We start from the raw sequence: 26,996 nt of genomic DNA, 5'->3' as shown, positions 1-26,996 counted from the left end.
TTCAGCGCGGTTTCTGGGCGAACGCCGAAGCCGCAATCCCCCATTGCCCCAGCCAGTAGCTGAGGATGATCACGTACGGCGCGGCATGAAATGGCATCACAAACCGGTTAATGCCAATCACGCTGTCAGAAAACACGAATGCCACCGCTCCCGCCGCCGCCAGCAGCGCCGAGCGTTTGGGCACATCGGTGCCGAGTCGGGCCAGGGCGCGCCAGAGCATGGCGCTGATGGCCAGACCGTAGACGATCACCGGGACCAGCAATGGACCCAGCCCATGGGCAATCAAAATCCCCAGCAGGAGTGCGCCAACCCCGAGAGCCAGTACCAGTGGCAACAGCGCCAGACGCTGGCAATCGCTCAAATAAGCCTTCAGATACGCCAAATGCGCGAGCAAAAATGCTCCAAGTCCAAACACGAACAAGTCTTGCGGCCATGCCAGCAACACATCGCCGACCAAGGAGAAAATCAAACCCAGGCTGATCCAGCGCCGATAGTCGCTGGGCGGTGCGTCGTGCAACCAGCCGAGCAGGGCCAGCACCGGTAGCGGTTTGACCAGCAGGCAGAGCAACGCGGCATGCACGCTCAGGCCATACAGAAAGGTCACCGCGCCCATCAGCGCCAGGATCAGCCAGCCCACAATCAGTTAACCGCGATGGCGCAGTCGAAGGTTTTCACGGCCGGTACTTCCGGTGCCCACGGTTGTGAGTAAGTCAGCCGCAAGCGGCCAGTGCCGGTGGCGAAGGCCTGGAAGCGCCAGGTCGAGAGGCCGGCACTGCCGACGATCCCGGCGTCTTCCGGGTTGCTGTAAACCTCGGGGCTGAGCGCGCGCAACACGCCGCCGGCCGAATCCTGGATCGCCCAGCGGTAACCCGTGGTCGGGTTGCTTGGCAGGGTCAGGATCAGGTTTTGCCCGTTGTGCAGTTTCGCCGGGCATTCGCTTTGTTTTTCCACCGTCACGTTCTGTTTTGGCTGCGTGGCGCAAGCGCTCAGCAGAGCAAAGGCGAGGGGGACAAGCAGGCGAGTGGGGGACATAAGATCAGCGGCTCCAGCGTTCACGACGAACGGCGAGCATAACTGAAGATGAGACAAAGTGTGACGGTCATGCCCGTCAGTCAAGCGCAATCCATGTGGGAGCGAGCAAGCCGGATCGCCGCGCCGCCGCTCCCACAGGGTTCAGAGTGTGCCGAAAACTTTCTTCGCCAAACTGGTCGCCGCCGCCGCAGGGTTCTGGCGAATGCTTTCTTCCTGCTTGCCAATCATCTCGAACAAACCGTTCAACGCCTGCTCGGTCACGTAGCTTTCGATGTTGGCACTTTTCGCATCCAGCACACCCAGTGTCGCGGCTTGTCCGGCGAACGCGTTGTACTGCTGGGCCAGGCCGACCTGGTCGGTGGCTTGCTTGACGATCGGCAGGAATTTGGTGCGGATCTGTTCGCGGCTGGTTTTACTCAGGTACTGGGTGGCTGAATCCTTGCCGCCGCTGAGAATCCCCTTGGCATCTTCCACGGTCATCTTCTTCACAGCATCCACCAGAATCGGCTGGGCCTGCGTCACCGCCGCTTCAGCCGCTTTGTTCATGCTGGTTTCCAGTTGATCGACCTGGTCACCCATGCCGAACTGTTTCATTTTCTTCGCGACTTTGCCCAGTTTGCCCGGCAGTTCGATTTTCACGTCCGGGTTATTACTGAAGCCGCCGGGCGTGCCAAGTTGTTTGACGGCCAGTTGCGCACCTTGGGTCAGGGCGTCCTTGAGACCGCCGGTGGCGTCTTGTTGCGACAGGTCACTGAGTGACAGTGCCAGGGCATTAGCGCAAATCATCAAGCCTGCGCACAGGCCGGCGAAGCGAAGGGTAGGGCGGAGCATGGCGGCTTCCTTGTTCGGAAAAAGGTTCAGAAAAGAGAGTTGGCGGATGTAGAAATTTAGTCGGTCTGCACCGCAGCCGCGACTTGATCCGCCGCATCTTCACTGCGATGCAAGGCTACTTGACGGATCGACAAGCGAATCTCCGCTGACAACACCCGTTTGGCTGCGCCTTCGGCCAGTTCGCCGAGCAGTTCGTGATAGCTGAGTTTGCCGGCTTCGTCGCGGCGCAGCACGTCGAGGTCTAGCATCGTCTGGATGAAGTGACGGAACAGACTCTTGTCGAAGAACTCCGGGGCGTTCAGGCCGTGGAGGATCGACAGGCGCTGGGCCATGACCGTACAGAGGTCTTCGAGTTCTTCGGCGCTGAGGCTGTTCTGGCCGCTGTTGAGCAGCAGGGAAACGGTCATGTAGAAGCGCTGCAAAGTCTGGGCGATGCTTTTCGACAGCAGCGTCAGCAGCACGAAATGCCGCGAGCTCGGTGCCGGACGCAGGTACACGTCCTTCTCGAAGCGCAGCAGGCCCTGCTCGACGAAGGCTTCGAGCCATTGATCGATCACGCTATCGAGTTCGTCCAGCGTCCAGCGAATGAACAGTTCCGATTGCAAGTACGGATACAGCGCACGGGTGTAACGCAGGATCTGCTCGCGGCTCATGCGCGACGCGTTCTGGAAGAAACTCGCCAGCAACGCCGGCAACGCGAAGATGTGCAGCACGTTGTTGCGGTAGTAGGTCATCAGGACGGCGTTTTGTTCGTCCAGGTACAGAATCTTGCCCAGCGCATCGCTCTGCTCGGACAGCAGGTCCATGTCCTTCACATGCTCGATCAGTGCCCGACCGTCACCGTCCGGCAGGGTGGTGTGCGGCGAATAAGGAACCTTGCGCAACAGCGCCAGATACAAGTCGAGCACCCGCGCCATGGCGCGATCGTCCAGCGCCAGGCGGCTGGTGGATAGCAGCGCCAGGGCCACCAGGTTCACCGGGTTGATCGCCGCCGCTTCGTTCAGATGCTGTGCGACTTTTTCGCCGAGGCGGTTGGTGGTTTCGTTGAGCCAGGCCGGTTTGAATTGCGGGCCGAGTTCCTGTTGGCGCCAGTCGGGTTGTTCGCTGTCGAGGAACTCCGCCAGTTTGATCGGCTCACCGAAGTTGACCGCGACCTGACCGAAGCGCTGTTTGAGTGCGCCGATGACTTTGAAGATGTCGAAGATCGATTCTTTCTTTTTGCTCGCGCCACGCAATTCGCCGAGGTAGGTGCGGCCTTCCAGCACACGCTCATAGCCGATGTACACCGGCACGAAGACGATCGGCATGCGCGATGAACGCAGGAAGCTGCGCAGAGTGATCGCGAGCATCCCGGTTTTCGGTTGCAGCATGCGCCCGGTGCGCGAACGGCCGCCCTCGACGAAGTACTCGACCGGGAAGCCCTTGGTGAACAGGGTATGCAGGTATTCGTTGAACACCGAGGTGTAGAGCGGGTTGCCCTTGAAGGTGCGGCGCATGAAGAACGCCCCGCCACGGCGCAGCAGGCTGCCGATCACCGGCATGTTGAGGTTGATCCCGGCGGCAACGTGGGGCGGGGTCAGGCCGTTGCGGAACAGCAGATAGGAGAGCAGCAGGTAGTCGATATGGCTGCGATGGCACGGCACGTAGATCACTTCGTGACCTTGGGCGACTTTCTGCACACCTTCGATGTGGTTGACCTTGATCCCGTCGTAGATCTTGTTCCAGAACCAGCTCAGCACCACTTCCAGAAAACGGATCGCGGTGTAGGTGTAGTCCGAGGCGATCTCGTTGCCGTAGCGCAGGGCCTGGGCCTTGGCTTTCTCCGGGGAGATGTTCTCGCGCTCGGCTTCATCGAGGATCGCTTGCTTGACCAAGGGCTGATTGAGCAGGCCTTTGACCAGATTGCGGCGGTGGGAAATGTCCGGGCCGATCACCGCGGCTTTCAGGTTGCGAAAGTGCACCCGCAGGATGCGCTGGGCCATGCGCACGGTGCGCTCGTGGCCTTTGTTGTGTTCGATCAGTTCACGCAGGTGAATCGGCGCCGAGAACTGCACGCGGGTCTTGCGGCCCAGCACGATGATGCTTAGCAACCGGCGCAGACGCCCGGTGACGGCCCAGCTGTCGGCGAACAGCAGTTTCCACGGGCTCGACTCGCTGTCCGGCGACTGGCCCCAGAACACGCTGACCGGAATGATCTGCGCATCTTCGGCGGCGTTCTGGCTCAGGGCGCTGACCAGGCGGGTCAGGGTTGGCGGCGCGCCGCGTTTGTCCTGACGGCCGAGCCAGTCGGGCTCTGGCGTCAGGTAAAAGAACGCGGCGGGTTCTGCCAGCGCACCCACCGATACCGGCAATACCGGGCGGGGCAGGCCGGCCTTGCTGCATTCGGCATCGACCACGGCGAGGTCGGTCAGTGAAGGGTTTTGCAGGACGTAGAACACCGGCCGGCTGCGGTCGAGGTTGAGGGTGAACGACGACTGGTTGATCGTCTCTGAGCGAACCCAGAGGTACAACAGTCGGCGCAGGGTGCCAAACACAAGACGGCGAAACGGGGAACGGGTCATACGGCATCTGCATAAGTGAATAAAACCGAGCGTTTGCTCGGGCGGGCGATAGTGTGCCGTATTCACCGAAAATCGGCAAAAAAGCGGCTAAGTAAACTTGAGTTGAGAGTTTTGATGGCTGTCATATACTCGGCCGTTCAAAATAAAAACAAGGGGTAACCAGATATGGCAACGCGCGAAACCGGCAATGTGAAGTGGTTCAATGACGCCAAGGGTTATGGCTTTATTCAGCGCGAGGACGGGGTGGACGTGTTCGTGCATTACCGCGCGATCCGCGGCGAAGGGCACCGCTCGTTGACTGAAGGTCAGCAGGTTGAGTATGCGGTGGTGACCGGGGAGAAGGGTTTGCAGGCTGAGGATGTGGTGGGTCTCTGAAGATCGTTCCCACGCTCTGCGTGGGAATGCAGCCCGGGACGCTCTGCGTCCCTTTCACAGCCGAACGCGGAGCGTCCGTTGAGGCATTCCTTTGCGGCGCGTGGGAACGATCAGTGTCAGACGGTTTTCCAGGTGATTTCTTCTTCACCGTCAGCGCTGATGCGCATCCAGCGATCGGCCGTCTCCTCACCTTCTTCCTCGACCCAACTGCCCGGCGCACAACGTACTTCGACGTTCAGCGCGGCAAACGCAGCGCGGGCGCAGGCGATGTCGTCTTCCCATGGGGTCTGGTCGCTTTCCAGGTACAGGCTGTTCCATTTGCCGACGGCTTTCGGCAGCCAGGTGACCGGCACGTTGCCGGCCTTGCACTTGTAGGTCTGGCCTTTCTGAACCCAATCGGTGCACGGGCCTAAAGCCGCGCCGAGCCAGGCTGCGATGGCCTTGTAGTCGACGTCGGCGTCTTTCAGGTAAATCTCGATATCGGGTTGGCGCATGGATGTCCTCACTGCGGGTCTGAAAAATCCATTCGCGGATTTAGCCGGCCTCAAGCTGTTTGCTCAAGACCAAAAAATTAAGAGTTATTGCAGAACGAAATAATCGTAGCGCATCGACACAGTGACCTCGAATGGTTCGATCTGCTCAATGACTGCCGCCCGGCGTTCGGCACTGGCGCGCCAGCCGTGGGGCGTCATGGCCAACAGGTTCGCGCGATCCTGACCATTAACCAGCGTCAGTTTGAACTCCAGGGTTTCACTGTGCGCCAGCGCCATGCCTTCCGGCACCAAAGCCAGATGCTTGTCGTCGGTGTACTCGCGCACTTCGTCGTACAGCCGCTCGCGCAATTCCATCAGGTGGCCGCTGGTCGGTCCGACTTTCATCAAGCCGCCGCCGGGGCTGAGCAGGCGTTTGGCTTCTTCCCAGTCCAGCGGGCTGAACACGCTGGCGAGAAACTGGCAACTGCCAGAGGCCAACGGCACCCTGGCCATGCTGGCGATCAACCAGGTTAGCGCCGGGTTGCGTTTGCAGGCGCGTTTGACCGCTTCCCGGGAGATGTCCAGCGCATAGCCATCGGCGTTGGGCAAGGCGTCGGCGATTTGCGCGGTGTAATAACCCTCGCCACAACCGATGTCCAGCCAGCGCTGGGGCGCGTAGTGCGCGGCCAGTTCCGCCAGACGCTTGGCCACTGGCGCGTAATGGCCGGCGTTCAAAAAGTCGCGTCGGGCTTCGACCATCGCCTGGTTATCCCCAGGGTCACGGCTGTTCTTGTGCTGCACCGGCAGCAGGTTCAGGTAACCCTGCCGTGCGCGGTCGAAACGATGCCCGGCGGGGCAGGCCACGCCGTTGTCCACCGCGTTCAGCGGTTCGCTGCAGATCGGGCAGGCGAGCATCAGGCGAGCAACTTGATCAAAGTCTGGTAGTAGATTTCGGTTAGCACGTCGAGGTCGGCCGCCAGTACGCGCTCGTTGACCTGGTGGATCGTCGCATTGACCGGCCCGAGTTCGACCACTTGGGTACCCATGGTCGCGATGAAACGTCCGTCGGACGTGCCGCCGCTGGTGGACGCCTTGGTGTCACGACCGGTGATGTCCTTGATGCTCGCCGACACTGCATCGAGCAGCGCGCCCGGCTCTGTGAGGAACGGCAGGCCGGACAGCGCCCAGTCGATGTGCCAGTCCAGACCGTGCTTGTCGAGGATATCGGCGACGCGTTTTTGCAGGCCTTCGACTGTGGACTCGGTGGAGAAGCGGAAGTTGAACACCGCCACCAGGTCACCCGGAATCACGTTGGTCGCGCCGGTGCCGGAATTGACGTTGGAAATCTGGAAACTGGTCGGCGGGAAGAAATCGTTGCCGTGGTCCCAGTGCTCGGCGGCGAGTTCGGCCAGGGCCGGCGCGGCGAGGTGGATCGGGTTCTTCGCCAGGTGCGGATAGGCCACGTGGCCCTGCACGCCGTGCACGGTCAATTTGGCGCCGAGGGAACCGCGACGGCCGTTCTTGACCACATCGCCCACCAGTGTGGTGCTCGACGGTTCACCGACGATGCACCAGTCCAGGCGTTCCTTGCGCGCGGCGAGGCGTTCGATCACAGCCTTGGTGCCGTGGTGGGCCGGGCCTTCTTCGTCGCTGGTGATCAGGAATGCCACCTTGCCCTTGTGATCCGGATAGTCGACGACGAAACGCTCGGCTGCCACGGTCATGGCGGCGAGGCTGCCTTTCATGTCCGCCGCGCCACGGCCGCACAGCATGCCGTGCTCGTCGATCACCGCGTCGAACGGGTCGATCTGCCAGGCTTGCACCGGGCCGGTCGGGACCACATCGGTATGGCCGGCGAAGCACAGCACCGGGCCGTCGTGTTTGCCGTGGGTCGCCCAGAAGTTATCCACATCTTCGATGCGCATCGGTTCAAGCGTAAAACCGGCATCGCCCAGGCGCTGCATCATCTGCTTCTGGCAATCGGCGTCGACCGGCGTCACGGACGGACGGCGGATCAGATCGATGGCGAGTTGAAGGGTCGGCGAAAGGTCGGCGTGGGCCGTCATGGGAAACTCCGGAAAACTTGAATATGGGCGCGGTCTAAATGTGGGGGCGGGCTTGCTCGCGAAGGCGTCATCACTGACGCCAAAAGCTTCGCGAGCACGCCCGCTCCCACAGGTATTGAGTTCGGCCGTTAAACCGAGTCCCGCCAAGGCCTGCAAAATGGCGGTTATCTTAAAGCAAAACGGCGGCCATTGGCCGCCGTTTAGTGCATCTGTGTTGATTTAGACGGCCGGCAGTGGCGCGGCTTCGGTCGAAGGTTTGGGCAGCGACGACAGGAACGCCATGATCAGCGCGGCCAGGTACGGCAGCGACTGCACCAGCAACATGGTCACCCAGAAGCGCATGTCGTTGCTCGGCAGGCCTTGCACCAGGAAGATCCCCAGCGCTGCGCCCCACAACAGCAGCATGATGAACACCTCTTCGCGTGCTTCCGAGATGGCCACCCAGAAGCCGTGGTTATCGGCATTTTTCGGTGTACGGAAGAACGGAATGCTGCTGGTGAAGAAGCCATACAGCACCGCTTTGGCGATGGTGTGCGACAACGCCAGCCCGGCCAATGCCGCGCAGAACGCATCCTTCAGGTTGACGCCGACTGCACGGCGGTACAGGAAGATGATCTTGCCGACCTTGAACACGAACAGCGCCAACGGCGGGATCGCGAAAATCAGCAGCGGTGGATCGACTCGTTGCGGCACGATGATCATCGCCGCCGACCACAACAGCGCGCCGACGGTGAAGAAGATGTTCATGCCGTCCGCCACCCACGGCAGCCAGCCCGCGAGGAAGTGGTAGCGTTGGCCACGGGTCAGTTCGGTGTCCTTGCCGCGCAGCAGGCTGGCGGTGTGACGCTTGATGATCTGAATCGCGCCATAGGCCCAGCGGAAACGCTGTTTCTTGAAGTCGATAAAGGTATCGGGCATCAGGCCTTTGCCGTAGCTGTCGTGGTAATACGCCGCCGACAAGCCTTTTTCGAACACCCGCAGGCCCAGCTCGGCGTCTTCACAGATGCACCAGTCGGCCCAGCCCAGTTCCTCGAGCACCGAGCGCCGGGTCATGGTCATGGTGCCGTGCTGGATGATCGCGTCACGGTCGTTGCGGGTGACCATGCCGATGTGGAAGAAGCCTTTGTATTCTGCGTAGCAGAGCTTCTTGAAGGTGCTTTCGTTCTGGTCGCGATAATCCTGCGGTGACTGCACCACGGCGATTTTCGGGTCGGCGAAGTGCGGCACCATGTGCTTGAGCCAGTTCGGGTGCACGCAGTAGTCCGAGTCGATCACCGCAATCACTTCGGCATCTTTGGCGGTGTGCGGAATCAGGTAATTCAGCGCGCCGCCCTTGAATCCGGCCAATGGCGCCACGTGGAAGAACTTGAAGCGCGGGCCGAGGGTTTCGCAATAATCGCGCACGGGTTCCCAGACCGCCGGGTCCTTGGTGTTGTTGTCGATGATCAGGACTTCGAAGTCCGGATAGTCGAGGTTGGCCAGGGCGTTGAGGGTCTGTTTGACCATCTCCGGCGGCTCGTTGTAGCAAGGTACGTGAATCGACACTTTCGGTCGGTAGTCCGAATCGCCGACCACCGGCAGAAATTCACGTCGACGCTTGTGAGTCCAGACCGCTTCGGCCAATTCATGGGCCTCGGTCAACAGCACGATAAACACCCCGAGTGCACCGAGGGCGAGCAAGAAACCCACCGTCAGGCTGAACCAGGTGCTGTATTGCTGGCTGTAGTCATAACCGATCCATACCAACACCGAACCGCACAGGAACGCGATAAAGGTCAGGAAGGTGCGGCCACGTTGACGCAAGGCCGAGCCGTCGATCATCAGCAGGGTCAGGGACAGCAGAGCCAACACCACCGAACCGATAGCCAACACCCGCCATTGCGGGATCGCGACGACCGGGCCTTCAAAGTTGAATTTCTGCTGGCGCGCGGCGTTGAAAACGCCCCAGTAAGCGCCCACCGAACCTTCGTCACTGGCCTTCCACGGTTGGTCAAAGGCTTCGATCACGAAGTAGTTGAAGCCCTGGCGATTGAGCTTGTTGACCAAGGTCCGCAGATAAATCGCCTGGTCCGCCGGCGACGCGTCGGCGCCACCGCGCATACGGCCGTTGCTCGGCCAGCCGACCTCGGAGAGCAGCAGCGGCTTTTTCGGGAACATTTTTTTCAGGTCGCGGGCGCGGTCGAGAACGAACTGACCAGCCTTGTCCACCGGAATGAACTCCCAGTAGGGCAGAACGTGAGCAGCGATCAGGTCGACGTGCTTGGCCAGTTCAGGGTGCTCTTCCCAGACGTGCCACTGCTCGGACGTGGTCACCGGCACTTTAACGGCGGCACGGACACGATCAAGGATCACGCTCAGGTCCTTGGCGGTGATTTCCTTACGGAAGATCGCCTCGTTACCTACAACCACGCGAACCACGCTGCGGGAAGTGTTGGCCAGTTCGATGGCGCGCAGAATCTCGCGCTCATTGCGTTCCTGGTCCGGGCTGATCCAGATCCCCAGGGTGACCCGCAGGCCGAACTCTTCGGCCAGTTTCGGGATGTCTTGCAACGTGCCGTCGACTGAGTAGGTACGGATGTTGTCCGTCAGCTTGCTCATGATCTCCAGGTCACGACGCATTTCATCGTCGGTCGGATACTGCTCTTTCTGTGGGTACTGGCCTTGCTGGAACGGCGAGTACGAAAAGCCGGAGATCTGTTCAGGCCAGTTGGGGGCGGTGACCGGGCGATTGACCAGCGCCCAGAAGCCGGTAAACAAGGCAGCGATGGCGAGCACCACGACCAGGTTGAGTCCAAATTTACGCGATGACATAGCTTTTTCGGGTTCCAAAGGCTGTGGAACGAAGGAACGGTTGGCGGCCGGCTGCCAGGTGGCAGGGGCGCGCATCCTACACTGGAGGTTCTCTGACCGTACAGCGAACAGGGAAACGCCCGACATTGGGCAATCCAGGTCGACTTAAGTTCTTCGACCGGGACGCTGTAGCTCAATTCCAATAAATTTGTAGTCAATTGAAGCCGTCAAGACTGCCGTCCACAGCCCAAAGGTGCTCTTGGCCGCCGACAGCCCTATAATGCGCGCCGGTTTTTGGGGTAATGGTCATGAGTACAGAAGATCCGCGGTTTGCTGGCATCGCCCGTTTGTATGGCATCGACGGCCTGGAGCGCTTGCGCGCAGCCCATGTGGCGATCGTTGGCGTCGGTGGCGTCGGTTCCTGGGCGGCGGAAGCCGTTGCCCGGTGTGGTGTGGGCGAGATTTCGCTGTTCGACCTGGACGACGTCTGCGTCAGCAACGCCAATCGCCAGCTGCATGCGCTGGACAGCACCGTCGGCAAACCCAAGGTCGAGGTGATGGCTGAGCGCCTGCGTGGGATCAACCCGGACTGCACGGTGCACGCGGTGGCGGACTTCGTCACTCGCGAAACCATGGCCGAGTACATCACACCGAACATCGATTGCGTGATCGACTGCATTGACAGCGTCAACGCCAAGGCGGCGCTGATCGCCTGGTGCAAGCGGCGCAAGATCCAGATCATCACCACTGGCGGCGCGGGCGGGCAGATTGATCCGACGCTGATTCAGGTCTGTGATCTGAACCGTACGTTCAACGACCCGCTGGCGTCGAAAGTGCGTTCCACGCTGCGCCGCGACTACGGCTTCTCCCGTACCGTGACCCGTCACTACAGTGTGCCGTGTGTGTTTTCCACCGAGCAACTGCGCTACCCGAAACCCGATGGCAGCATTTGCCTGCAGAAGAGCTTTATCGGTGATGGCGTGAAGCTCGACTGCGCCGGGGGCTTTGGCGCGGTGATGATGGTGACGGCGACGTTCGGCATGGTCGCGGCGACCAAGGCTGTGGATAAGATTGTGGCAGGCGTTCGACGGCCGGCGGATCGGGTTAAAACCCAAGCTGAAGCATAAACCCGCGTAGAAGCTGCCGAAGGCTGCGATCTTTTGATTTTTTAGCGTGAACACTGACGCCAAAGATCAAAAGATCGCAGCCTTCGGCAGCTCCTACATGTCGCTCAGGCTCCGCATCCGTTGGAGCACGGCATTGAGGCCATTACTGCGCGACGGGGAAAGCTGCCGGCTCAGTCCAAGCTGATTGAACCACTCCGGCAAATCCACCTGCTGCAACTCAACCGCTGACAACCCGTTAACCCGCGCCAGCAACAACGCCACCAACCCGCGAATCAAGCGCGCATCGCTGCTGGCGCTGAATTGCCAATGCCCATCCTGCAACGCACCGACCAGCCACACCTGGCTTTCACAGCCATGCACCCGGTTGGCCTCGACTTTATCCACATCGCTCAACGCAGGCAGACGCTCGCCCCATTGCATCAGCAACCGAGCCCGCTGTTCCCAGCTCGCAGCCTTCTGAAATGTGTCCAGCGCCGTGACGGCATCGGCGGGCAAGGTCATCGCAACAACTCCAGCGCCTGATCCAGTGCTTCAAAGAAGCGCTCCAGGTCTTCGGAGTCGTTGTACAACGCCAGCGACACCCGAATCGCTCCGGCCAGTTCAAAGCTTTTAAGCAACGGCATGGCGCAATGATGACCGGCGCGCACGGCGATTCCCTGTTCGGTCAGCAAATGCGCCAGATCAGCGTTATGCACACCTTCGACGACAAAACAGGCCAGCGCCAGTTGCGGTTTGCCCAGCAGGCGAATGCCGTTGCGCGCTTCAAGGCCTTTGAGCAAATAGTCATGCAGCGCCGCTTCGTGGGCGGACACGGCGTCCTGATCCAGCCCTGCGAGGTAGTCCAGGGTCGCGCCCAGACCGATCACACTGGCGATCGGCGGCGTACCGGCCTCGAACCCCAGCGGCGCTGGACGAAAGCGTGCGTCGTGGTAGTTGGCATCCAGCACCATTTCGCCGCCGAACTGCCAGGGGCGCAGTTGCCGCAGCGCTTCGTTGCGCCCGAACAGCACGCCCAGGCCATCGGGCCCGTAGAGCTTGTGGCTGGAAAATACATAGAAGTCACAACCCAGCGCCTGCACGTCGTGCCGACCATGGACCACGCCTTGAGCGCCGTCGACCACGGTCAGCGCGTTGTGCGCTTTGGCCAGCGCCAGCAGCGCGGGCAACGGTTGCCAGGCGCCAAGCACGTTGGACAGCTGACTGACCGCCAGCAAACGGGTTCGCGGACCGATCAACTGCGCGGCGGCATCAAGGTCAATCAAACCGTCGACATTCAGCGGCAGAATCACCAATTTCAAGTCGCGACGGTGGGCCAGTTGCTGCCACGGTAACAGGTTGGCGTGATGCTCCAGCGCGCTGATGACAATTTCATCGCCCGGATTGAACAGGTGTTCCAGACCATAGGCCAGGAGGTTCAGCGCGGATGTCGCGCCGTGGGTAAAGATAATCTGCCCGCAATCGCCGGTATTGAGCCATTGAGCAACTTTGCTGCGGCTGTCCTCGAATGCCTGGGTGGCATGGGCGCCGGGCAAGTGTTGCGCCCGATGCACGTTGGCCGCGCCGTTGGCATAGTAATGCGCCAGGGCATCCAGCAGGGCTTGAGGTTTTTGCGTGGTGGCGGCGTTGTCCAGATAGGTCTGGTCTTGCCGTTGCAATGCGGCGATGGCCGGAAAATCGGCGCGCCAGGGAGAGGGAATCATCATGCTATCGGGCCCTGGTGGGGGTACGCCGAACCCAGTGGGAGCCGGGCTTGCCCGCGAAGCTTTTGGCGGCCTCAAGGGCCTCTTCGCGAGCAAGCCCGCTCCCACAGGTGATCATGCGACGCTTAGTTGTGAGCGTGCAGCGCTTCGTTCAGTTCGATGGCCGATTTGTGGGTTTTGCACTCCACGGCACCGGTCTCCGAATTGCGGCGGAACAGCAGGTCAGGCTGACCGGCCAGTTCACGGGCTTTAACCACTTTGACCAGTTTGTTGTGCTCGTCCAGCAGCGCAACCTTGGTGCCGGCCGTCACGTACAGGCCCGACTCAACGGTGTTGCGGTCGCCCAACGGGATGCCGATACCGGCGTTGGCGCCGATCAGGCAGCCTTCGCCGACCTTGATCACGATGTTGCCGCCACCCGACAGGGTGCCCATGGTCGAGCAGCCGCCGCCCAGGTCCGAGCCCTTGCCGACGAACACGCCTGCCGACACACGGCCTTCGATCATGCCCGGGCCTTCGGTGCCGGCGTTGAAGTTGACGAAACCTTCGTGCATCACGGTGGTGCCTTCACCCACGTAAGCCCCCAGACGAATACGGGCCGCGTCAGCGATACGCACGCCGGCCGGAACCACGTAGTCGGTCATTTTCGGGAACTTGTCCACCGAGAACACTTCCAGCAACTCGCCGCGCAGGCGGGCTTCCAGTTGATGTTCGGCCAGTTCGGCCAGATCGATCGCGCCCTGGCTGGTCCAGGCCACGTTCGGCAGCAACGGGAAGATCCCGGCCAGGTTCAAGCCATGTGGCTTGACCAGACGATGGGACAGCAAGTGCAGCTTGAGGTAAGCCTCAGGCGTGGAGGTCAGTTGCGCGTCTTCGGCCAGCAGTGTGGCGACCAGCGGCTTGTGGCTCTCGGCCAGACGGGTCAGCAGTGCCGCTTGTGCAGCGTCGACGCTTTTCAGGGCTTCAGCCAGTTGCGAAGCCTGAGCGGTGCTGAACGCGATGGCCTGATTGCCTTCGGTGTAGCCCAGAACCGGCGCAATGGCAGCGACCAGTTCGGCCGACGGGTTGAGCAGTGGCTGCGCGTAAAACACTTCCAGCCATGCGCCTTGACGGTTTTGAGTGCCGACACCAAAGGCCAGGCTGAACAGGGTAGTGGACATGTTGATACCTCTAACAAAATGGAACGGGCGGCCTCACTTGAGCGCTGCCGCGTAGATATCTGGCTTGAAGCCAATCAGGGTTCGGTCACCGAGATCAAGCACCGGGCGCTTGATCATCGAAGGTTGTGCGAGCATCAGTTCGATGGCTTTCGGCTGGTCGAGATCGGCTTTGCGTTCGTCGTCGAGCTTGCGAAAGGTCGTGCCTGCACGGTTCAACACCACTTGCCAGCTGTGCTCGTCGCACCACTGAGTCAGGTGTTCACGGTCGATTCCGACTGCTTTGTAATCATGGAAGTCATAGCTGACAGCGTGTTCATCAAGCCAGGTGCGCGCCTTTTTCATGGTGTCGCAAGCTTTGATGCCGAAAAGGTGCAACGTTTTGCTTGAAACGGTCAAGGAATTGCCCCCTTTGCAGGTGCTGGAAATAAAAGGTGAAGGATTATGCCATGACCGGACGGTTTCGCGTCGGCTGTGGTCGGGTTTGTCTTTTTGACTTGGCCATCAGATGTTCCGTGCGACATGGGTGCGACGGTCAGCCAGCAGTCTAAGGGGCTAATATGGCACTTCAATGCTGCCCGCAGAGCATTGCGCCGTGCGGACACTGTTAATGAAGCTCGATAAGGGCGAGGGAGTCGATTGGTTTATTTTGGGTAGAGTAGTTTCATCAAACGCTTGTCTTTTTTACTGATCTTGCGGTTGATCGAGACTTCCCAGTCGCCCAGCGTCAACGTATTCGCCACCGGGTGGTGCATGATGGATCTTCTGTCGTAGGAGGTATAAATCGCATCCACCGTGTTGAATGGCGCGAACAGGTTTCTGTCCACTTCTTCCCGAGTGAGTGGGTTCATCTCGCGGTTCTGGTAAAACTCATACACTTTCGGCTTGTCCCAAGGGATGTTTGCCTGTGGATGCTGGTGTTCATGCATCGCCCCCAGTGCATGGCCGAATTCGTGAGTCACAATCACCTCGAAGTCTTCATGGTCGGGTTTGACGCCCAGGTTCATGGTGGGCCAGTCGGGGTGAATCAATAGCGCATCGGTGCCCAGCATTGAGCTGTTGTCGTTGTTCTTGGTGGCGATCCGAATGTCGCCTTGCAAGCCATCGACAAAATCAAAGCTCAAGTTGATATACGGCAACCACTGGCTGGCTGCGCCGATGATCTTCTGCTTATGGTCGGCCTCAGGACTGTCCATGAAGGCGATTTTCAACGTGCGACCGTTGGCCCACAGTTTCGAGTAGTTGACCACCGAGCGTTTGCGGCGAGTTGTACCGGTGAAACCGGCATTGGCAGGGTTCTCGTTAATGGCAGCGTCATAAGCCGCTTGATCGTCCGGCCACTGTATAAGCCTGCAGTGTTGAAGGTCGTTCATCGTTGACTTCTTCCGTGAAGTTCAGAGTAAAGAGTTATTCAGGCGCAGCAAGGTGCGCTGCAACAAGACTAATGTCCGGTCAGCAGGCAGGTGAGGTATAAAGTTATATGAACTGTAACTTGATATGAAAAATGCCCGCGCCAGATTGCCTGGCACGGGCATACACGGGTTACTTGTGGCGAGTAATGAAAGCGCGAATCCGTTCAGCCGCTTCCACGCACTCCGCTAGCGGCGCGACCAGCGCCATGCGCACGCGTCCGGCGCCCGGGTTGACACCATCCACTTCGCGGGAGAGGTAGGAACCCGGCACCACGGTCACATGCTCTTCGGCAAACAGATCCCGGCAGAATGTCGCGTCGTCGCCTTGTACGTTCGGCCACAGGTAGAAACCGCCATCCGGGCGCTGCACATCCATTACCGGGCTGAGGATTTCCAGTACCGCATCGTATTTCTCGCGATACAGCGCACGGTTGGCGCGCACATGCACTTCGTCGTTCCACGCGGCAGCGCTGGCCAATTGCGTCTGCACTGGCATCGCGCAACCGTGGTAAGTGCGATACAGCAGGAAACCCTTGAGGATGTCGGCATCACCGGCGACAAACCCCGAGCGCAGGCCCGGCAGGTTGGAGCGCTTGGACAGGCTGTGGAATACCACGCAGCGTTTGAAATCCTTGCGGCCAAGTTCCACGCAGGCGCTGAGCAGGCCCGGCGGCGGGGTCTGTTCGTCGAAGTACAGTTCGCTGTAGCACTCGTCGGCGGCGATCACGAAGTCGTATTCGTCGGCCAGGGCGATCAGTTTTTTCAGGGTTTCAACCGGGATCAGCGCGCCGGTCGGGTTGCCCGGCGAGCACAGGAACAGGATCTGGCAGCGCTTCCAGATGTCTGGCGAAACGGCGTCGAAATCCGGGTTGAAGCCGTTTTCGTCCAGGCATGGCAGGTAATGTGGCTTGGCTCCGGCCAGGAACGCCGCGCCTTCGTAGATCTGATAGAACGGGTTCGGGCTGACCACCAGCGCATCGTCCCCACGGTTGACCACGGTCTGGGTGAAGGCGAACAGCGCTTCGCGGGTGCCGTTGACCGGCAGCACGTTACGCGCCGGGTCGAGCCAGCCGGCAGGAACGCTGAAACGGCGTTCGCACCAGGCGGCGATAGCTTCGCGCAAGGCCGGGATGCCGAGGGTGGTCGGGTACACGGCCATCTGATCCAGATTGCTTGCCAGGGCTTCGGCGACAAAGCCTGGCGAGCGGTGCTTCGGTTCGCCAATGGACAGCGCGATGGCGCGTTTGTCCGGATTTGGCGTGACGCTGCCGAGCAAGGCGCGGAGCTTTTCGAACGGGTAGGGCTGCAACTGGTTCAGAGCGTTGTTCATGGGGGCCTCTATTTATGTGGGAGCGGGCTTGTGGTGAGGGAGCTTGCTCCCGTTCGACTGCGCAGCAGTCGCAAAGCTTTTGGGGCCGCTTCGCGACCCAGCGGGAGCAAGCTCCCTCGCCACACAAGCCCGCTCCCACAGGGAAAATTGTTGGTTCAGATGTTGATGCGCGACAGTTTGATATCGGGTTCCTGGCTGACGCTCAGCTGTTCGACGATTGCATCCTGCAAGCGGCTGCACAGCAACGGGTCGGACAGCGGCTGATTGTTCGCGTCGGTGATGAAGAACACGTCTTCCACGCGTTCACCCAAGGTGGCGATCTTGGCGTTCTGCAACGACAGGTCGAACTCGAGGAAGATCGTGCCGATTCGCGCCAGCAGGCCAGGACGGTCGGGCGCACTGAGTTCCAGCACGGTCACCGGACGCTGGGCGTCGTTGTGGATCGTTACCTGTGGTGCAAAGGCAAAATGCTTGAGTTGGCGCGGTACTCGGCGCTGAATAATCGTTGGGTAGTCGTCCGGATTGCGCAGGGCTTCGGTCAGACCTTCGCGGATCTGCTTGACCCGCGCCGGGTTGTCGCCGATCGAGTCGCCATCGGTGTCGAGCACGATATAGGTGTCGAGGGTGAACTGGCTGCTGGAGGTGATGACCCGGGCGTCGTGAATGTTCAGGTTGAGCTGGTCCATCGCGGCCACGGTCACGGCGAAGAAGTCGTGTTGATCCGGTGCGTAAATGAAAATCTGTGTGCCGCCCTCGAACTCGCGCTGGGTGGTTTCCTTGATCAGCACCAGTGGACCACCGTCGGCCGGTTGCTGCAGGATTGCCTCGGTGTGCCAGGCCACATCGCCAGCGGTGTGGCGCAGGAAGTAGTCATCGCCCAATTGCGCCCAGAGCTGCTCGACGTCGTCCGGGTCGGTGCCGCCGCGTACCAGGATGTCCAGCGCCGCGCTCTGGGTCTGACGGATCTGCTCTTCGCGATCCACCGGATTTTCCAGGCCGCGACGCAAGGCGCGCTTGGTCTCGGTGTAAAGCTGGCGCAACAGACTCGCGCGCCAGGAATTCCACAGCGACGGGTTGGTCGCGTTGATGTCGGCAACGGTCAGCACATACAGATAATCAAGGCGGGTTTCATCGCCGACGATCTGCGCGAAATCGTGGATCACATGCGGGTCGGACAAGTCCTTGCGCTGGGCGGTGGTCGACATCATCAGGTGGTTCTGCACCAGCCAGACGATCAGGCGGCTGTCCCAGACCGGCAACTGGTGGCGCTGGCAAAAGGCTTCGGCATCCACTGCGCCGATTTCCGAGTGATCGCCATGCCGACCCTTGCCGATGTCGTGATACAGACCGGCCAGATAGATCAGCTCGGGTTTGGGCAGCTTGGCCATGAGCTTGCTGGCCAGCGGGAATTTTTCCGACACCTGGGTGTACTGCAATTTACGCAGATGCTTGATCAGATTCAGGGTGTGGGCGTCGACCGTATAGATGTGAAACAGGTCGTGCTGCATCTGCCCGACAATGAAGCCGAACTCCGGCAGATAACGCCCAAGGATGCCGTAACGGTTCATCCGCCGCAGGTTGCGGTGGATGCCGATCTTGCACTTGAACAGCTCGATGAACAGGCTGGTGTTGCGGATGTCATTGCGGAAGTCGTCATCGATCAAATGGCGGTTCTCGCGCAGCAGACGGATGGTGTCGGCGCGCACGCCCTTGATCTCCGGCTGCTGGGCCATCAGCACGAATATCTCAAGCATGGCGAACGGCGTGCGGCGGAAAACGTTGTCGCTACGCGCCTCGATGTAGCCGTCGTGCAGCTGGAACCGCGAGTTGATAGGCTGTGGCGGTGCTTCGTCTTCGGGGGCCAGGATCACTTCTTCGAAGTGCTGGATGATCAGGTCGCTGAGTTGGGCGATGCTCATCACCACCCGGTAGTACTGCTGCATGAAGTTTTCGATGGCGTGCTTGGCGTCATCGCCGTTGAATCCAAGCAGCCCGGCAATCGTGCGCTGGTGATCGAGCAGCAGGCGGTCTTCGGAACGGCCGGCGAGCATGTGCAGGGCGTAACGCACTTTCCACAAAAACTCCTGGGACGAGGCCAGCAGGGCGTTTTCGCTCTCTACCAGGAAACCTTCACCCGCCAGAGCCCGCAGGTTCAAAGTGCCGTACTCGCGACGGGCGACCCACAGGATCGTCTGAATATCCCGCAAGCCGCCGGGGGAGCCCTTGACGTTGGGTTCCAGGTTGTATTCGGTGTCGTTGTACTTGTGGTGGCGGGCCTTCTGCTCGGCGCGCTTGGCCAGGAAGAAGTCCTTACTGGGCCACATATGCGCGGTGCTGGTCACGTCCAGCATGCGCTGGCGCAGGCGCTCGGGGCCGGCAATGGTGCGGCTTTCCATCAGGTTGGTGATCACCGTCAGGTCGGCGCGGGCTTCCTCGGCGCATTCGTCTACCGAGCGCACGCTCTGGCCGACTTCCAGGCCAATGTCCCACAACAACGTCAGAAAACGCTCGATGGAATCACGAAAAATTTCGTGATCGGCGCTGTCCAGCAGGATCAACAGGTCGATGTCGGAGTAGGGGTGCAGCTCGCCACGACCGTAGCCGCCGACCGCGACCAGCGCGATGTCGGCATCGAAGTTCCAGTTGAATTGTTCCCAGGCCTTTTGCAGGATGTTATCGACGAACCAGGCACGATCCTCGATCAGCCGGCGAATGTCCCGGCCGCTGCGAAACCGCTCGTCGAGCACCTCGCGGGCTTGACGGATCGCCTTCTTGAAAGCAGCGATAGGGCTTGCCTTCAGGGCCAGTTCAGCCTGGAACTGGCCGCGGTCGAAGAGTTCGGGATCCACCTGCGGCATCGATTGACTTTCCTTTCTATAAGGCTGGGAACGGAACTGGCGGGATCAGGCCGAAACGCGCGCGATGGTGTCGTCGCTGCGCAGGGTGAAGATCTCGTAGCCGGTTTCGGTCACCAGCAGGGTGTGTTCCCACTGCGCCGACAGCTTGCGGTCCTTGGTGATGGCGGTCCAGCCGTCGCCCAGCACCTTGGTGTCGGCCTTGCCCTGGTTGATCATCGGTTCGATGGTAAAGGTCATGCCGGCTTTCAGTTCCATGCCGGTGCCGGCGCGGCCGTAGTGCAGGATCTGCGGCTCTTCGTGGAACACTTTGCCGATGCCATGGCCGCAGAACTCGCGAACCACCGAGAAGCCGTTCTTTTCCGCGTGCTTCTGGATCACTTCACCGATATCGCCCAGGCGGCAGCCGGGTTTGACCAGTTCGATGGCCTTGTACATGCATTCCTGAGTCACCTGGGACAGACGCTCGGCCCAGACCGGCACGGTGCCGACGTGGAACATGCGGCTGGTATCGCCGTGGTAACCGTCCTTGATCACGGTGACGTCGATGTTCACGGTGTCGCCATCTTTCAATGGCTTCTCGTTCGGGATGCCGTGGCAGACCACGTGGTTGATCGAGGTGCAGATCGACTTCGGGAAGCCCTTGTAGTTGAGCGGGGCAGGGATGGCTTTCTGCTCATTGACGATATAGTCGTGGCAGATGCGGTCCAGCTCTTCGGTGGTGACACCCGGTTTGACATAATCGGCAATCATTTCCAGCACGTCGGCGGCCAATTTGCCGGCGATCCGCATTTTTGCGATGTCCTCTGGGGTTTTGAGGGTGACGGTCATACAGGCTCTCTCTGCGCTCAATGGCGCCTTCTAAAACGAAATGGGCATTGCGCAGACAAATGTCGCAGCCCTGAAAAACGCGATTCTACCAGACGATCAGCGCAAATCTGAGCCTCTGTGTATCGCTTCTCTCTATAGGATGGCGCATTCTGGGGAGATTCCAAGGCGGGGGGCAAAAGCATTCACCGGCTTTTCAGAATCCGGGTTCCGTTTTTTTCTGCCTTGTGATATAAAATGCGCCGCTTTCCGGGGATACCCTGGAAAGCTTAAATCCACACACGTGTCGACACGATGACCTGGGTGCCTTCAGCTGATGCTGCTGGTTGGTCATTGGGATACGTGGAGGCCAAACCCGACTTATTAAGGAACTATCATGTCCCAAGTCAACATGCGCGATATGCTGAAGGCCGGTGTGCACTTCGGTCACCAGACCCGTTACTGGAACCCGAAAATGGGTAAGTACATTTTCGGCGCGCGTAACAAGATCCACATCATCAACCTTGAAAAAACCCTGCCAATGTTCAACGAAGCTCTGACTTTCGTAGAGCGTCTGGCCCAGGGCAAAAACAAGATTCTGTTCGTCGGCACCAAGCGTTCCGCTGGCAAGATCGTTGCTGAAGAAGCAGCACGTTGCGGTTCGCCGTACGTCGATCACCGCTGGTTGGGCGGCATGCTGACCAACTTCAAAACCATCCGTGCTTCCATCAAGCGTCTGCGTGACCTTGAAGTGCAAGCCGAAGACGGTACTTTCGCCAAGCTGACCAAGAAAGAAGCGCTGATGCGCACTCGCGATCTTGAGAAGCTGGATCGTTCCCTGGGTGGTATCAAGGACATGGGCGGTCTGCCAGACGCTCTGTTCGTTATCGACGTTGATCACGAGCGCATCGCGATCACCGAAGCCAACAAGCTGGGCATCCCGGTTATCGGCGTAGTCGATACCAACAGCAGCCCGGAAGGCGTTGACTACATCATCCCAGGCAACGATGACGCAATCCGCGCTATCCAGCTGTACATGGGTTCGATGGCTGACGCTGTAATCCGCGGTCGCAACCACGTTGCTGGCGGCACCGAGCAGTTCGTTGAAGAAGCTCCGGTAGCAGCAGCTGAGTAATTGACGCCCTGGCGTTGACTCAGTAAGCAAAAAGGGGGCTTGGCCCCCTTTTTGCCACCTCGAAAACCATTTGTGAGCAGCGCAGCTACAGCATCTGTAACGTGCAGCGGCTAACAAGGGTGGTTCGGGAAGAATTGAACGCCCGTTCGATCGGGTGGAATGGTTGAAAACCTATCCAAGAGGAATTTGAAAATGGCAGAGATTACTGCAGCGTTGGTCAAAGAACTGCGCGAGCGTACTGGCGAAGGCATGATGGATTGCAAAAAGGCCTTGACCAAGGCTGGCGGCGACATCGAAAAAGCCATTGATGACATGCGTGCTTCGGGCGCCATCAAGGCCGCCAAAAAAGCAGGCAACGTTGCTGCTGAAGGCGCGATCGCTATCAAGGCCGACGACAAATCAGCCGTGCTGCTGGAAGTCAACTCGCAGACCGACTTCCTGGCTCTGCAAGATGACTTCAAGAACTTCGTTGCTGCCAGCGTAGACAAAGCCTTCGCTGAAAAACTGACCGACGCAGCTCCGCTGATCGCCGCTCAAGAATCGGCTCGTGAAGCCCTGGTGGCCAAGGTTGGCGAAAACGTCAACATCCGTCGCCTGGCGCGCGTAGAGGGTGACGTTGTCGGCACCTACCTGCACGGTAACAAGATCGGTGTTGCTGTTGTTCTCAAGGGTGGTGATGTTCAGCTCGCCAAAGAGATCGCCATGCACGTGGCGGCAAGCAATCCTGAGTTCCTGCTGCCATCGCAGGTTTCGCCAGAAGCCATCGAGCGTGAGAAGGGCGTCTTCCTGTCTCTGAACGAAGGCAAGATGAAAGGCAAGCCAGCTGAAATCGTCGAGAAGATGATCGCCGGTCGTATCACCAAGTTCCTGGCTGAAGCCAGTCTGGTCGAGCAGGCTTTCGTCATGAACCCGGAAGTCACCGTAGGTGCTCTGGCCAAGAAAGCCGGCGCTGAAATCGTTTCCTTCACCTACTTCAAGGTTGGCGAAGGCATCGAGAAGCCAGTTGACAACTTCGCCGAAGAAGTTGCTGCACAGCTGGCTGCCGCCAAGCAATAAGACAGTTTTTTAACTGTCGCCCTGAAGAGGCTGCCCGCTTACGCGCGCAGCCTCTTTTCAGATGGGGTTGCCAATTTTATTTGGTTTCCTTTTGGAACTGGCTTACAAAGCCATGTTCCGATGGCGCTGAAGCAGCGCCAAGCTAGAGTGAGCGCCAGCTGTAAACAGCTCGCAAAGAATTTTTAAAATACGCCGCAGGAGAGATTCGCAATGGCTCAGCAGGGCAGTGGTTATCAGGCTCGCTATAAACGCATTCTACTCAAGCTTAGCGGCGAGGCCCTGATGGGCTCGGAAGAGTTCGGGATCGACCCCAAAGTTCTGGATCGCATGGCACTGGAAGTTGGCCAACTGGTCGGCATCGGTGTTCAGGTCGGTCTGGTGATCGGCGGCGGCAACCTGTTCCGTGGCGCGGCGCTCAGTGCGGCGGGCATGGATCGGGTGACTGGCGACCACATGGGCATGCTGGCCACTGTGATGAACGCCCTGGCGATGCGCGATGCGCTGGAACGTGCCAATATCTCGGCCATCGTGATGTCGGCCATTTCCATGGTCGGTGTGACCGATCACTACGATCGCCGCAAAGCCATGCGCCACCTGAACGCCAAGGAAGTCGTGATTTTCGCCGCCGGTACCGGTAATCCGTTCTTTACTACGGATTCGGCGGCCTGCCTGCGAGCGATCGAGATCGATGCCGATGTCGTGCTCAAGGCGACCAAGGTCGATGGCGTCTACACCGCTGACCCGTTCAAAGACCCGCATGCCGAGAAGTTCGATCATCTGACTTACGATGAAGTGCTGGATCGCAAGCTGGGTGTAATGGATCTGACGGCCATTTGTCTGTGCCGCGACCACAAAATGCCGCTGCGCGTATTTAACATGAACAAGCCCGGCGCCCTGCTGAACATCGTGCATGGCGGCGCTGAAGGGACCCTGATCGAGGAAGGCCAACAATGATCAACGAAATCAAGAAAGACGCTCAAGAGCGCATGCAGAAATCCCTGGAATCGCTGGCGCACAACTTCGGTCGTATCCGTACCGGCCAGGCGCACCCAAGCATTCTGGAAGGCGTGATGGTGCCGTATTACGGTTCCGACACCCCAATCAAGCAAGTGGCCAACATCACTGTTAAAGATGCTCGTACCCTGCAAGTCGTTGCCTTTGAGCGCAACATGTTGGGGGCTGTGGATAAAGCGATCGGCAGCGCTGGCCTGAACCTCAATCCGACCAACCTCGGTGAACTGCTGCTGATCAGCATGCCGGCCCTGACCGAAGAAACCCGCAAGGGCTTCACCAAGCAAGCTCGTGATGCCGCTGAAGACGCCCGTGTTGCCGTGCGCAACATCCGTCGTGATGCACTGGGTCAGTACAAGGATCTGGTCAAAGAGAAAGAGATCAGTGAAGACGAAGAGCGTCGTGCGGCTGACGATATCCAGAAGCTGACCGACAAGTTCATTGCAGACATCGAAGTGGCTGTGAAGCAGAAAGAAAAAGACCTGATGGCCGTATAAGGGTCGTTTTTTCATGGATAAGACCAAGCAGACTGCGCCGTCCGCGGTGCCGCGCCATGTCGCGATCATCATGGATGGCAATAATCGCTGGGCGAAGAAACGCTTTATGCCGGGTGTCGCCGGGCATAAAGCGGGCGTGGATGCGGTGCGCGCGGTGATTGAGGTGTGTGCCGAGGCCAAGGTCGAAGTACTCACCTTGTTCGCCTTTTCCAGCGAGAACTGGCAGCGCCCTGCCGATGAGGTCAGCGCCTTGATGGATCTGTTCTTCAAGGCTCTGCGTCGTGAGGCCAAGCGCCTCAACGACAACAACATCAGTTTGCGCATCATTGGCGATCGTTCGCGTTTTCACCCGGAGCTTCAGGCCGCCATGCGCGAAGCCGAGGCGATGACCGTCGGCGCCAACCGCTTTGTTCTGCAGATCGCCGCCAACTACGGCGGCCAGTGGGATATCGCGCAAGCCGCGCAGCGTCTTGCGCGCGAAGTTCAGGCCGGGCATCTGCGTCCGGAAGACATTACCCCCGAACTTTTGCAAACCTGCCTGGCGACCGGTGATCTGCCGTTGCCGGACTTGTGCATCCGTACCGGTGGTGAGCATCGCATCAGTAACTTCCTGCTGTGGCAACTGGCTTACGCCGAGTTGTACTTCTCCGACCTGTTCTGGCCGGACTTCAAACACGACGCCATGCGCAACGCGCTAGCCGATTTCGCTTCTCGCCAGCGTCGCTTCGGTAAAACGAGCGAGCAGGTCGAGGCTGGGGCCCGGGTTTAATGCTTAAACAACGAATCATCACGGCGCTGATCCTGCTGCCGATTGCCCTGTGCGGGTTTTTCCTGCTCGAAGGCTCCGGTTTTGCGCTGTTCATCGGGCTGGTGGTGACGCTTGGTGCGTGGGAATGGGCGCGCCTGGCAGGTTTCGCTGCCCAGTCGATCCGTGTCGCCTATGCGGCTGTGGTCGCGTTGATTCTGTTTGTCATGCACATCCTGCCGGGGCTCGCGCCTTGGGTATTGGGCGCTTCGGTGCTCTGGTGGGGCGTGGCCACGTACCTGGTGCTGACCTATCCACGGTCTAGCGAGCACTGGGCCAGTGCAGCTTGCAAACTGGTGATCGGTTTGTTGATTCTGTTGCCGGCCTGGCAAGGGCTGATCTGGATCAAGCAAGGCGCCCTGGGTAACTGGCAGATCATGGCGGTGATGGTGCTGGTCTGGGGTGCTGATATCGGCGCGTACTTCTCCGGCCGGGCCTTCGGCAAACGCAAGCTGGCGCCACAGGTCAGCCCAGGCAAGAGCTGGGAAGGCGTTTACGGCGGCTTGCTGCTGAGTCTGGTGGTCACGGCAATCGTCGGTTTTGTGCGGGACTGGAGTTTCGCTCAGATGCTGATGGGGCTGTTCGGTGCCGCAATTATCGTATTCATTTCAGTGGTCGGCGACCTCACTGAAAGCATGTTCAAGCGCCAGTCGGGGATCAAGGACAGCAGTAATCTGCTACCCGGCCACGGCGGCGTGCTGGACCGCATCGACAGCCTGACGGCGGCGATTCCGGTGTTCGCCGTGCTGCTGTGGATGGCGGCGCCGTGAGCCGCCCGCAGCAGATTACCGTGCTGGGGGCGACCGGTTCGATTGGTCTGAGCACCCTCGACGTCATCGCCCGTCATCCCGAGCGCTATCAGGTTTTTGCCTTGAGCGGTTTCACTCGCTTGAGTGATTTGCTGGCGCTGTGTGTGCGTCATGCACCGCGCTTCGCGGTCGTGCCGGAAGCTGGCGCTGCCCGAGGCTTGCAGGACGACTTGCGCGCGGCCGGTCTGTCGACCCGCGTTCTGGTGGGGGAGGAAGGGTTGTGCCAGATCGCCTCCGATCCGGAAGTCGATGCGGTGATGGCGGCCATCGTCGGTGCGGCAGGCTTGCGTCCGACTCTGGCGGCGGTCGAAGCCGGCAAGAAGATTCTTCTGGCCAATAAAGAAGCACTGGTGATGTCCGGTGCGTTGTTTATGCAGGCCGTGCGTAAAAGCGGTTCGGTGTTGCTGCCGATTGATAGCGAGCACAACGCGATTTTCCAGTGCATGCCGCAGGATTTCGCCCGTGGACTGGGTGCGGTCGGTGTACGCCGGATTTTACTGACAGCCTCTGGCGGCCCGTTCCGACAGACACCCATGGCCGAACTGGCGCATGTTTCCCCTGAGCAAGCGTGTGCCCACCCGAACTGGTCCATGGGGCGCAAGATATCGGTGGATTCGGCCAGCATGATGAACAAGGGGCTCGAGCTGATAGAAGCCTGCTGGCTGTTCGACGCTACGCCTTCTCAGGTCGAAGTGGTGATTCACCCGCAGAGCGTGATTCATTCGCTGGTCGACTACATCGATGGTTCGGTACTGGCGCAGTTGGGCAATCCGGACATGCGCACGCCGATCGCCAATGCCCTGGCCTGGCCAGAGCGGATCGACTCGGGTGTTGCACCCCTGGACCTGTTCGCCATCGCTCGCCTGGACTTCCAGGCGCCCGATGAAGAGCGTTTCCCTTGCCTGCGCCTTGCGCGTCAGGCCGCCGAGGCCGGCAACAGTGCGCCGGCCATGCTCAATGCGGCGAATGAAGTGGCTGTGGCGGCCTTTCTCGACGGACGGGTTCGCTATCTGGAAATCGCGAGTATCATCGAGGAAGTGTTGAGCCTCGAGCCTGTGGTTGCGGTAGATGATCTCGAGGCAGTGTTTACGGCCGATGCGAAGGCACGGGTACTGGCCGGGCAATGGCTGAGTCGTCACGGGCGATAAGTGCTGCAATACGTCGCCC

At 59.8% G+C, this 26,996-nt stretch carries 25 protein-coding genes; 9 read left to right on the top strand and 16 right to left on the bottom strand.

Translation table 11 applies throughout. The features are described 5' to 3' along the window. Nucleotide 1 precedes the first annotated feature (1 nt). The 4 genes from LOY38_RS24270 to plsB form a co-directional block, all read right to left on the bottom strand. Complete coding sequence (locus LOY38_RS24270) at nucleotides 2–637, bottom strand: lysoplasmalogenase (protein ID WP_258697380.1); 636 nt, start codon at nucleotides 635–637, stop codon at nucleotides 2–4. Between the two features lie 2 nt (nucleotides 638–639). After that, the gene (locus tag LOY38_RS24265) at nucleotides 640–1,032 is read right to left on the bottom strand and encodes a protease inhibitor I42 family protein (protein WP_258697379.1); all 393 of its coding nucleotides are present in this window, start codon (nucleotides 1,030–1,032) and stop codon (nucleotides 640–642) included. A gap of 141 nt (nucleotides 1,033–1,173) precedes the next feature. Next, nucleotides 1,174–1,863, bottom strand: coding sequence for a DUF4197 domain-containing protein (locus LOY38_RS24260; RefSeq protein WP_258697378.1), 690 nt, complete (start codon nucleotides 1,861–1,863; stop codon nucleotides 1,174–1,176). Nucleotides 1,864–1,919: 56 nt separating this feature from the next. Next, nucleotides 1,920–4,424: a glycerol-3-phosphate 1-O-acyltransferase PlsB gene (plsB, locus tag LOY38_RS24255; protein ID WP_258697377.1), complete on the bottom strand. Its 2,505-nt coding sequence runs from the start codon at nucleotides 4,422–4,424 to the stop codon at nucleotides 1,920–1,922. Between the two features lie 165 nt (nucleotides 4,425–4,589). Between plsB and LOY38_RS24250 the strand changes: the two genes are divergently transcribed. Beyond that, complete coding sequence (locus LOY38_RS24250; protein WP_007964248.1) at nucleotides 4,590–4,799, top strand: cold-shock protein; 210 nt, start codon at nucleotides 4,590–4,592, stop codon at nucleotides 4,797–4,799. A gap of 116 nt (nucleotides 4,800–4,915) precedes the next feature. Here LOY38_RS24250 and LOY38_RS24245 read toward each other — a convergent pair whose 3' ends face one another. The 4 genes from LOY38_RS24245 to LOY38_RS24230 form a co-directional block, all read right to left on the bottom strand. Then, on the bottom strand, nucleotides 4,916–5,293 hold the full coding sequence (locus LOY38_RS24245) for a hypothetical protein (RefSeq protein ID WP_258697376.1): 378 nt from the start codon (nucleotides 5,291–5,293) through the stop codon (nucleotides 4,916–4,918). A gap of 84 nt (nucleotides 5,294–5,377) precedes the next feature. Beyond that, a complete protein-coding gene (locus LOY38_RS24240) occupies nucleotides 5,378–6,187 on the bottom strand; it encodes a putative RNA methyltransferase (protein WP_258697375.1) in 810 nt (269 codons plus the stop codon). Beyond that, a complete protein-coding gene (dapE, locus tag LOY38_RS24235) occupies nucleotides 6,187–7,338 on the bottom strand; it encodes a succinyl-diaminopimelate desuccinylase (RefSeq protein WP_258697374.1) in 1,152 nt (383 codons plus the stop codon). Before dapE ends, LOY38_RS24240 begins: the two co-directional genes overlap by 1 nt. 219 nt (nucleotides 7,339–7,557) lie before the next feature. Beyond that, on the bottom strand, nucleotides 7,558–10,149 hold the full coding sequence (locus LOY38_RS24230) for a glycosyltransferase (protein WP_258697373.1): 2,592 nt from the start codon (nucleotides 10,147–10,149) through the stop codon (nucleotides 7,558–7,560). A 281-nt stretch (nucleotides 10,150–10,430) separates the two neighbouring features. On the opposite strand from LOY38_RS24230, the gene tcdA reads away from it, so the two are divergent. Next, on the top strand, nucleotides 10,431–11,255 hold the full coding sequence (gene tcdA / locus LOY38_RS24225; RefSeq protein WP_258697372.1) for a tRNA cyclic N6-threonylcarbamoyladenosine(37) synthase TcdA: 825 nt from the start codon (nucleotides 10,431–10,433) through the stop codon (nucleotides 11,253–11,255). A 93-nt stretch (nucleotides 11,256–11,348) separates the two neighbouring features. Here the strand turns inward: tcdA and LOY38_RS24220 are convergent, their stop codons facing one another. The 8 genes from LOY38_RS24220 to map form a co-directional block, all read right to left on the bottom strand. Further along, nucleotides 11,349–11,756, bottom strand: a complete 408-nt coding sequence (locus tag LOY38_RS24220; protein WP_258697371.1) for a SufE family protein — start codon at nucleotides 11,754–11,756, stop codon at nucleotides 11,349–11,351. After that, complete coding sequence (locus LOY38_RS24215) at nucleotides 11,753–12,958, bottom strand: aminotransferase class V-fold PLP-dependent enzyme (RefSeq protein ID WP_258697370.1); 1,206 nt, start codon at nucleotides 12,956–12,958, stop codon at nucleotides 11,753–11,755. The genes LOY38_RS24220 and LOY38_RS24215 overlap by 4 nt, the downstream gene beginning before the upstream one ends. A 122-nt stretch (nucleotides 12,959–13,080) precedes the next feature. Beyond that, nucleotides 13,081–14,115: a 2,3,4,5-tetrahydropyridine-2,6-dicarboxylate N-succinyltransferase gene (gene dapD, locus LOY38_RS24210; RefSeq protein ID WP_258697369.1), complete on the bottom strand. Its 1,035-nt coding sequence runs from the start codon at nucleotides 14,113–14,115 to the stop codon at nucleotides 13,081–13,083. 33 nt (nucleotides 14,116–14,148) lie between these two features. Further along, on the bottom strand, nucleotides 14,149–14,511 hold the full coding sequence (locus tag LOY38_RS24205; protein ID WP_258697368.1) for an ArsC family reductase: 363 nt from the start codon (nucleotides 14,509–14,511) through the stop codon (nucleotides 14,149–14,151). A 245-nt stretch (nucleotides 14,512–14,756) separates the two neighbouring features. Beyond that, the gene (locus LOY38_RS24200) at nucleotides 14,757–15,485 is read right to left on the bottom strand and encodes a peptidase M12 (RefSeq protein WP_258697367.1); all 729 of its coding nucleotides are present in this window, start codon (nucleotides 15,483–15,485) and stop codon (nucleotides 14,757–14,759) included. Nucleotides 15,486–15,654: 169 nt separating this feature from the next. Next, the gene (dapC, locus tag LOY38_RS24195; protein ID WP_258697366.1) at nucleotides 15,655–16,854 is read right to left on the bottom strand and encodes a succinyldiaminopimelate transaminase; all 1,200 of its coding nucleotides are present in this window, start codon (nucleotides 16,852–16,854) and stop codon (nucleotides 15,655–15,657) included. 155 nt (nucleotides 16,855–17,009) lie between these two features. Beyond that, complete coding sequence (locus LOY38_RS24190; protein WP_258697365.1) at nucleotides 17,010–19,712, bottom strand: [protein-PII] uridylyltransferase; 2,703 nt, start codon at nucleotides 19,710–19,712, stop codon at nucleotides 17,010–17,012. Nucleotides 19,713–19,757: 45 nt separating this feature from the next. Beyond that, nucleotides 19,758–20,540 (bottom strand): type I methionyl aminopeptidase, encoded by a 783-nt coding sequence (map, locus tag LOY38_RS24185; RefSeq protein WP_030127993.1) that lies wholly within the window; start codon nucleotides 20,538–20,540, stop codon nucleotides 19,758–19,760. 373 nt (nucleotides 20,541–20,913) lie between these two features. Here map and rpsB point away from each other — a divergent pair, with 373 nt between their 5' ends. The 7 genes from rpsB (at nucleotide 20,914) to ispC (ending at nucleotide 26,977) form a co-directional block, all read left to right on the top strand. After that, nucleotides 20,914–21,651, top strand: a complete 738-nt coding sequence (gene rpsB / locus LOY38_RS24180; protein WP_003219330.1) for a 30S ribosomal protein S2 — start codon at nucleotides 20,914–20,916, stop codon at nucleotides 21,649–21,651. A 192-nt stretch (nucleotides 21,652–21,843) separates the two neighbouring features. Continuing rightward, entirely contained in the window at nucleotides 21,844–22,707 is an 864-nt protein-coding gene (tsf, locus tag LOY38_RS24175) for a translation elongation factor Ts (RefSeq protein ID WP_258697364.1), read from the top strand. Between the two features lie 210 nt (nucleotides 22,708–22,917). Then, nucleotides 22,918–23,661 (top strand): UMP kinase, encoded by a 744-nt coding sequence (pyrH, locus tag LOY38_RS24170; RefSeq protein WP_003172271.1) that lies wholly within the window; start codon nucleotides 22,918–22,920, stop codon nucleotides 23,659–23,661. Next, entirely contained in the window at nucleotides 23,658–24,215 is a 558-nt protein-coding gene (gene frr, locus LOY38_RS24165) for a ribosome recycling factor (RefSeq protein ID WP_258697363.1), read from the top strand. The genes pyrH and frr overlap by 4 nt, the downstream gene beginning before the upstream one ends. Before the next feature lie 13 nt (nucleotides 24,216–24,228). Further along, complete coding sequence (gene uppS, locus LOY38_RS24160; protein ID WP_008015050.1) at nucleotides 24,229–24,984, top strand: polyprenyl diphosphate synthase; 756 nt, start codon at nucleotides 24,229–24,231, stop codon at nucleotides 24,982–24,984. Further along, complete coding sequence (locus tag LOY38_RS24155) at nucleotides 24,984–25,790, top strand: phosphatidate cytidylyltransferase (protein WP_258697362.1); 807 nt, start codon at nucleotides 24,984–24,986, stop codon at nucleotides 25,788–25,790. Before uppS ends, LOY38_RS24155 begins: the two co-directional genes overlap by 1 nt. Beyond that, nucleotides 25,787–26,977 carry a 1-deoxy-D-xylulose-5-phosphate reductoisomerase gene (gene ispC / locus LOY38_RS24150; protein WP_258697361.1) on the top strand — a complete coding sequence of 397 codons (1,191 nt, stop codon included), beginning with the start codon at nucleotides 25,787–25,789 and terminating at the stop codon, nucleotides 26,975–26,977. The genes LOY38_RS24155 and ispC overlap by 4 nt, the downstream gene beginning before the upstream one ends. The last annotated feature ends 19 nt before the right edge of the window (nucleotides 26,978–26,996 follow it).

Source organism: Pseudomonas sp. B21-015 (genome assembly GCF_024749285.1).
GTDB lineage: Bacteria > Pseudomonadota > Gammaproteobacteria > Pseudomonadales > Pseudomonadaceae > Aquipseudomonas.
The sequence above is the reverse complement of the archived record's forward strand: the minus strand, read 5'-3'. Positions and strand labels throughout refer to the sequence as shown.

Coding starts and splice junctions, on each gene's coding strand:
- plsB (WP_258697377.1), bottom strand. CDS start 4,424: ATGACCCGTTCCCCGTTTCGCCGTCTTGTGTTTGGCACCCTGCGCCGA.
- dapD (WP_258697369.1), bottom strand. CDS start 14,115: ATGTCCACTACCCTGTTCAGCCTGGCCTTTGGTGTCGGCACTCAAAAC.
- LOY38_RS24220 (WP_258697371.1), bottom strand. CDS start 11,756: ATGACCTTGCCCGCCGATGCCGTCACGGCGCTGGACACATTTCAGAAG.
- LOY38_RS24250 (WP_007964248.1), top strand. CDS start 4,590: ATGGCAACGCGCGAAACCGGCAATGTGAAGTGGTTCAATGACGCCAAG.
- LOY38_RS24230 (WP_258697373.1), bottom strand. CDS start 10,149: ATGTCATCGCGTAAATTTGGACTCAACCTGGTCGTGGTGCTCGCCATC.
- tcdA (WP_258697372.1), top strand. CDS start 10,431: ATGGTCATGAGTACAGAAGATCCGCGGTTTGCTGGCATCGCCCGTTTG.
- tsf (WP_258697364.1), top strand. CDS start 21,844: ATGGCAGAGATTACTGCAGCGTTGGTCAAAGAACTGCGCGAGCGTACT.
- frr (WP_258697363.1), top strand. CDS start 23,658: ATGATCAACGAAATCAAGAAAGACGCTCAAGAGCGCATGCAGAAATCC.
- LOY38_RS24245 (WP_258697376.1), bottom strand. CDS start 5,293: ATGCGCCAACCCGATATCGAGATTTACCTGAAAGACGCCGACGTCGAC.
- LOY38_RS24215 (WP_258697370.1), bottom strand. CDS start 12,958: ATGATGATTCCCTCTCCCTGGCGCGCCGATTTTCCGGCCATCGCCGCA.
- uppS (WP_008015050.1), top strand. CDS start 24,229: ATGGATAAGACCAAGCAGACTGCGCCGTCCGCGGTGCCGCGCCATGTC.
- dapE (WP_258697374.1), bottom strand. CDS start 7,338: ATGACGGCCCACGCCGACCTTTCGCCGACCCTTCAACTCGCCATCGAT.
- map (WP_030127993.1), bottom strand. CDS start 20,540: ATGACCGTCACCCTCAAAACCCCAGAGGACATCGCAAAAATGCGGATC.
- LOY38_RS24265 (WP_258697379.1), bottom strand. CDS start 1,032: ATGTCCCCCACTCGCCTGCTTGTCCCCCTCGCCTTTGCTCTGCTGAGC.
- LOY38_RS24155 (WP_258697362.1), top strand. CDS start 24,984: ATGCTTAAACAACGAATCATCACGGCGCTGATCCTGCTGCCGATTGCC.
- rpsB (WP_003219330.1), top strand. CDS start 20,914: ATGTCCCAAGTCAACATGCGCGATATGCTGAAGGCCGGTGTGCACTTC.
- pyrH (WP_003172271.1), top strand. CDS start 22,918: ATGGCTCAGCAGGGCAGTGGTTATCAGGCTCGCTATAAACGCATTCTA.
- LOY38_RS24260 (WP_258697378.1), bottom strand. CDS start 1,863: ATGCTCCGCCCTACCCTTCGCTTCGCCGGCCTGTGCGCAGGCTTGATG.
- LOY38_RS24240 (WP_258697375.1), bottom strand. CDS start 6,187: ATGCTCGCCTGCCCGATCTGCAGCGAACCGCTGAACGCGGTGGACAAC.
- LOY38_RS24200 (WP_258697367.1), bottom strand. CDS start 15,485: ATGAACGACCTTCAACACTGCAGGCTTATACAGTGGCCGGACGATCAA.
- LOY38_RS24190 (WP_258697365.1), bottom strand. CDS start 19,712: ATGCCGCAGGTGGATCCCGAACTCTTCGACCGCGGCCAGTTCCAGGCT.
- dapC (WP_258697366.1), bottom strand. CDS start 16,854: ATGAACAACGCTCTGAACCAGTTGCAGCCCTACCCGTTCGAAAAGCTC.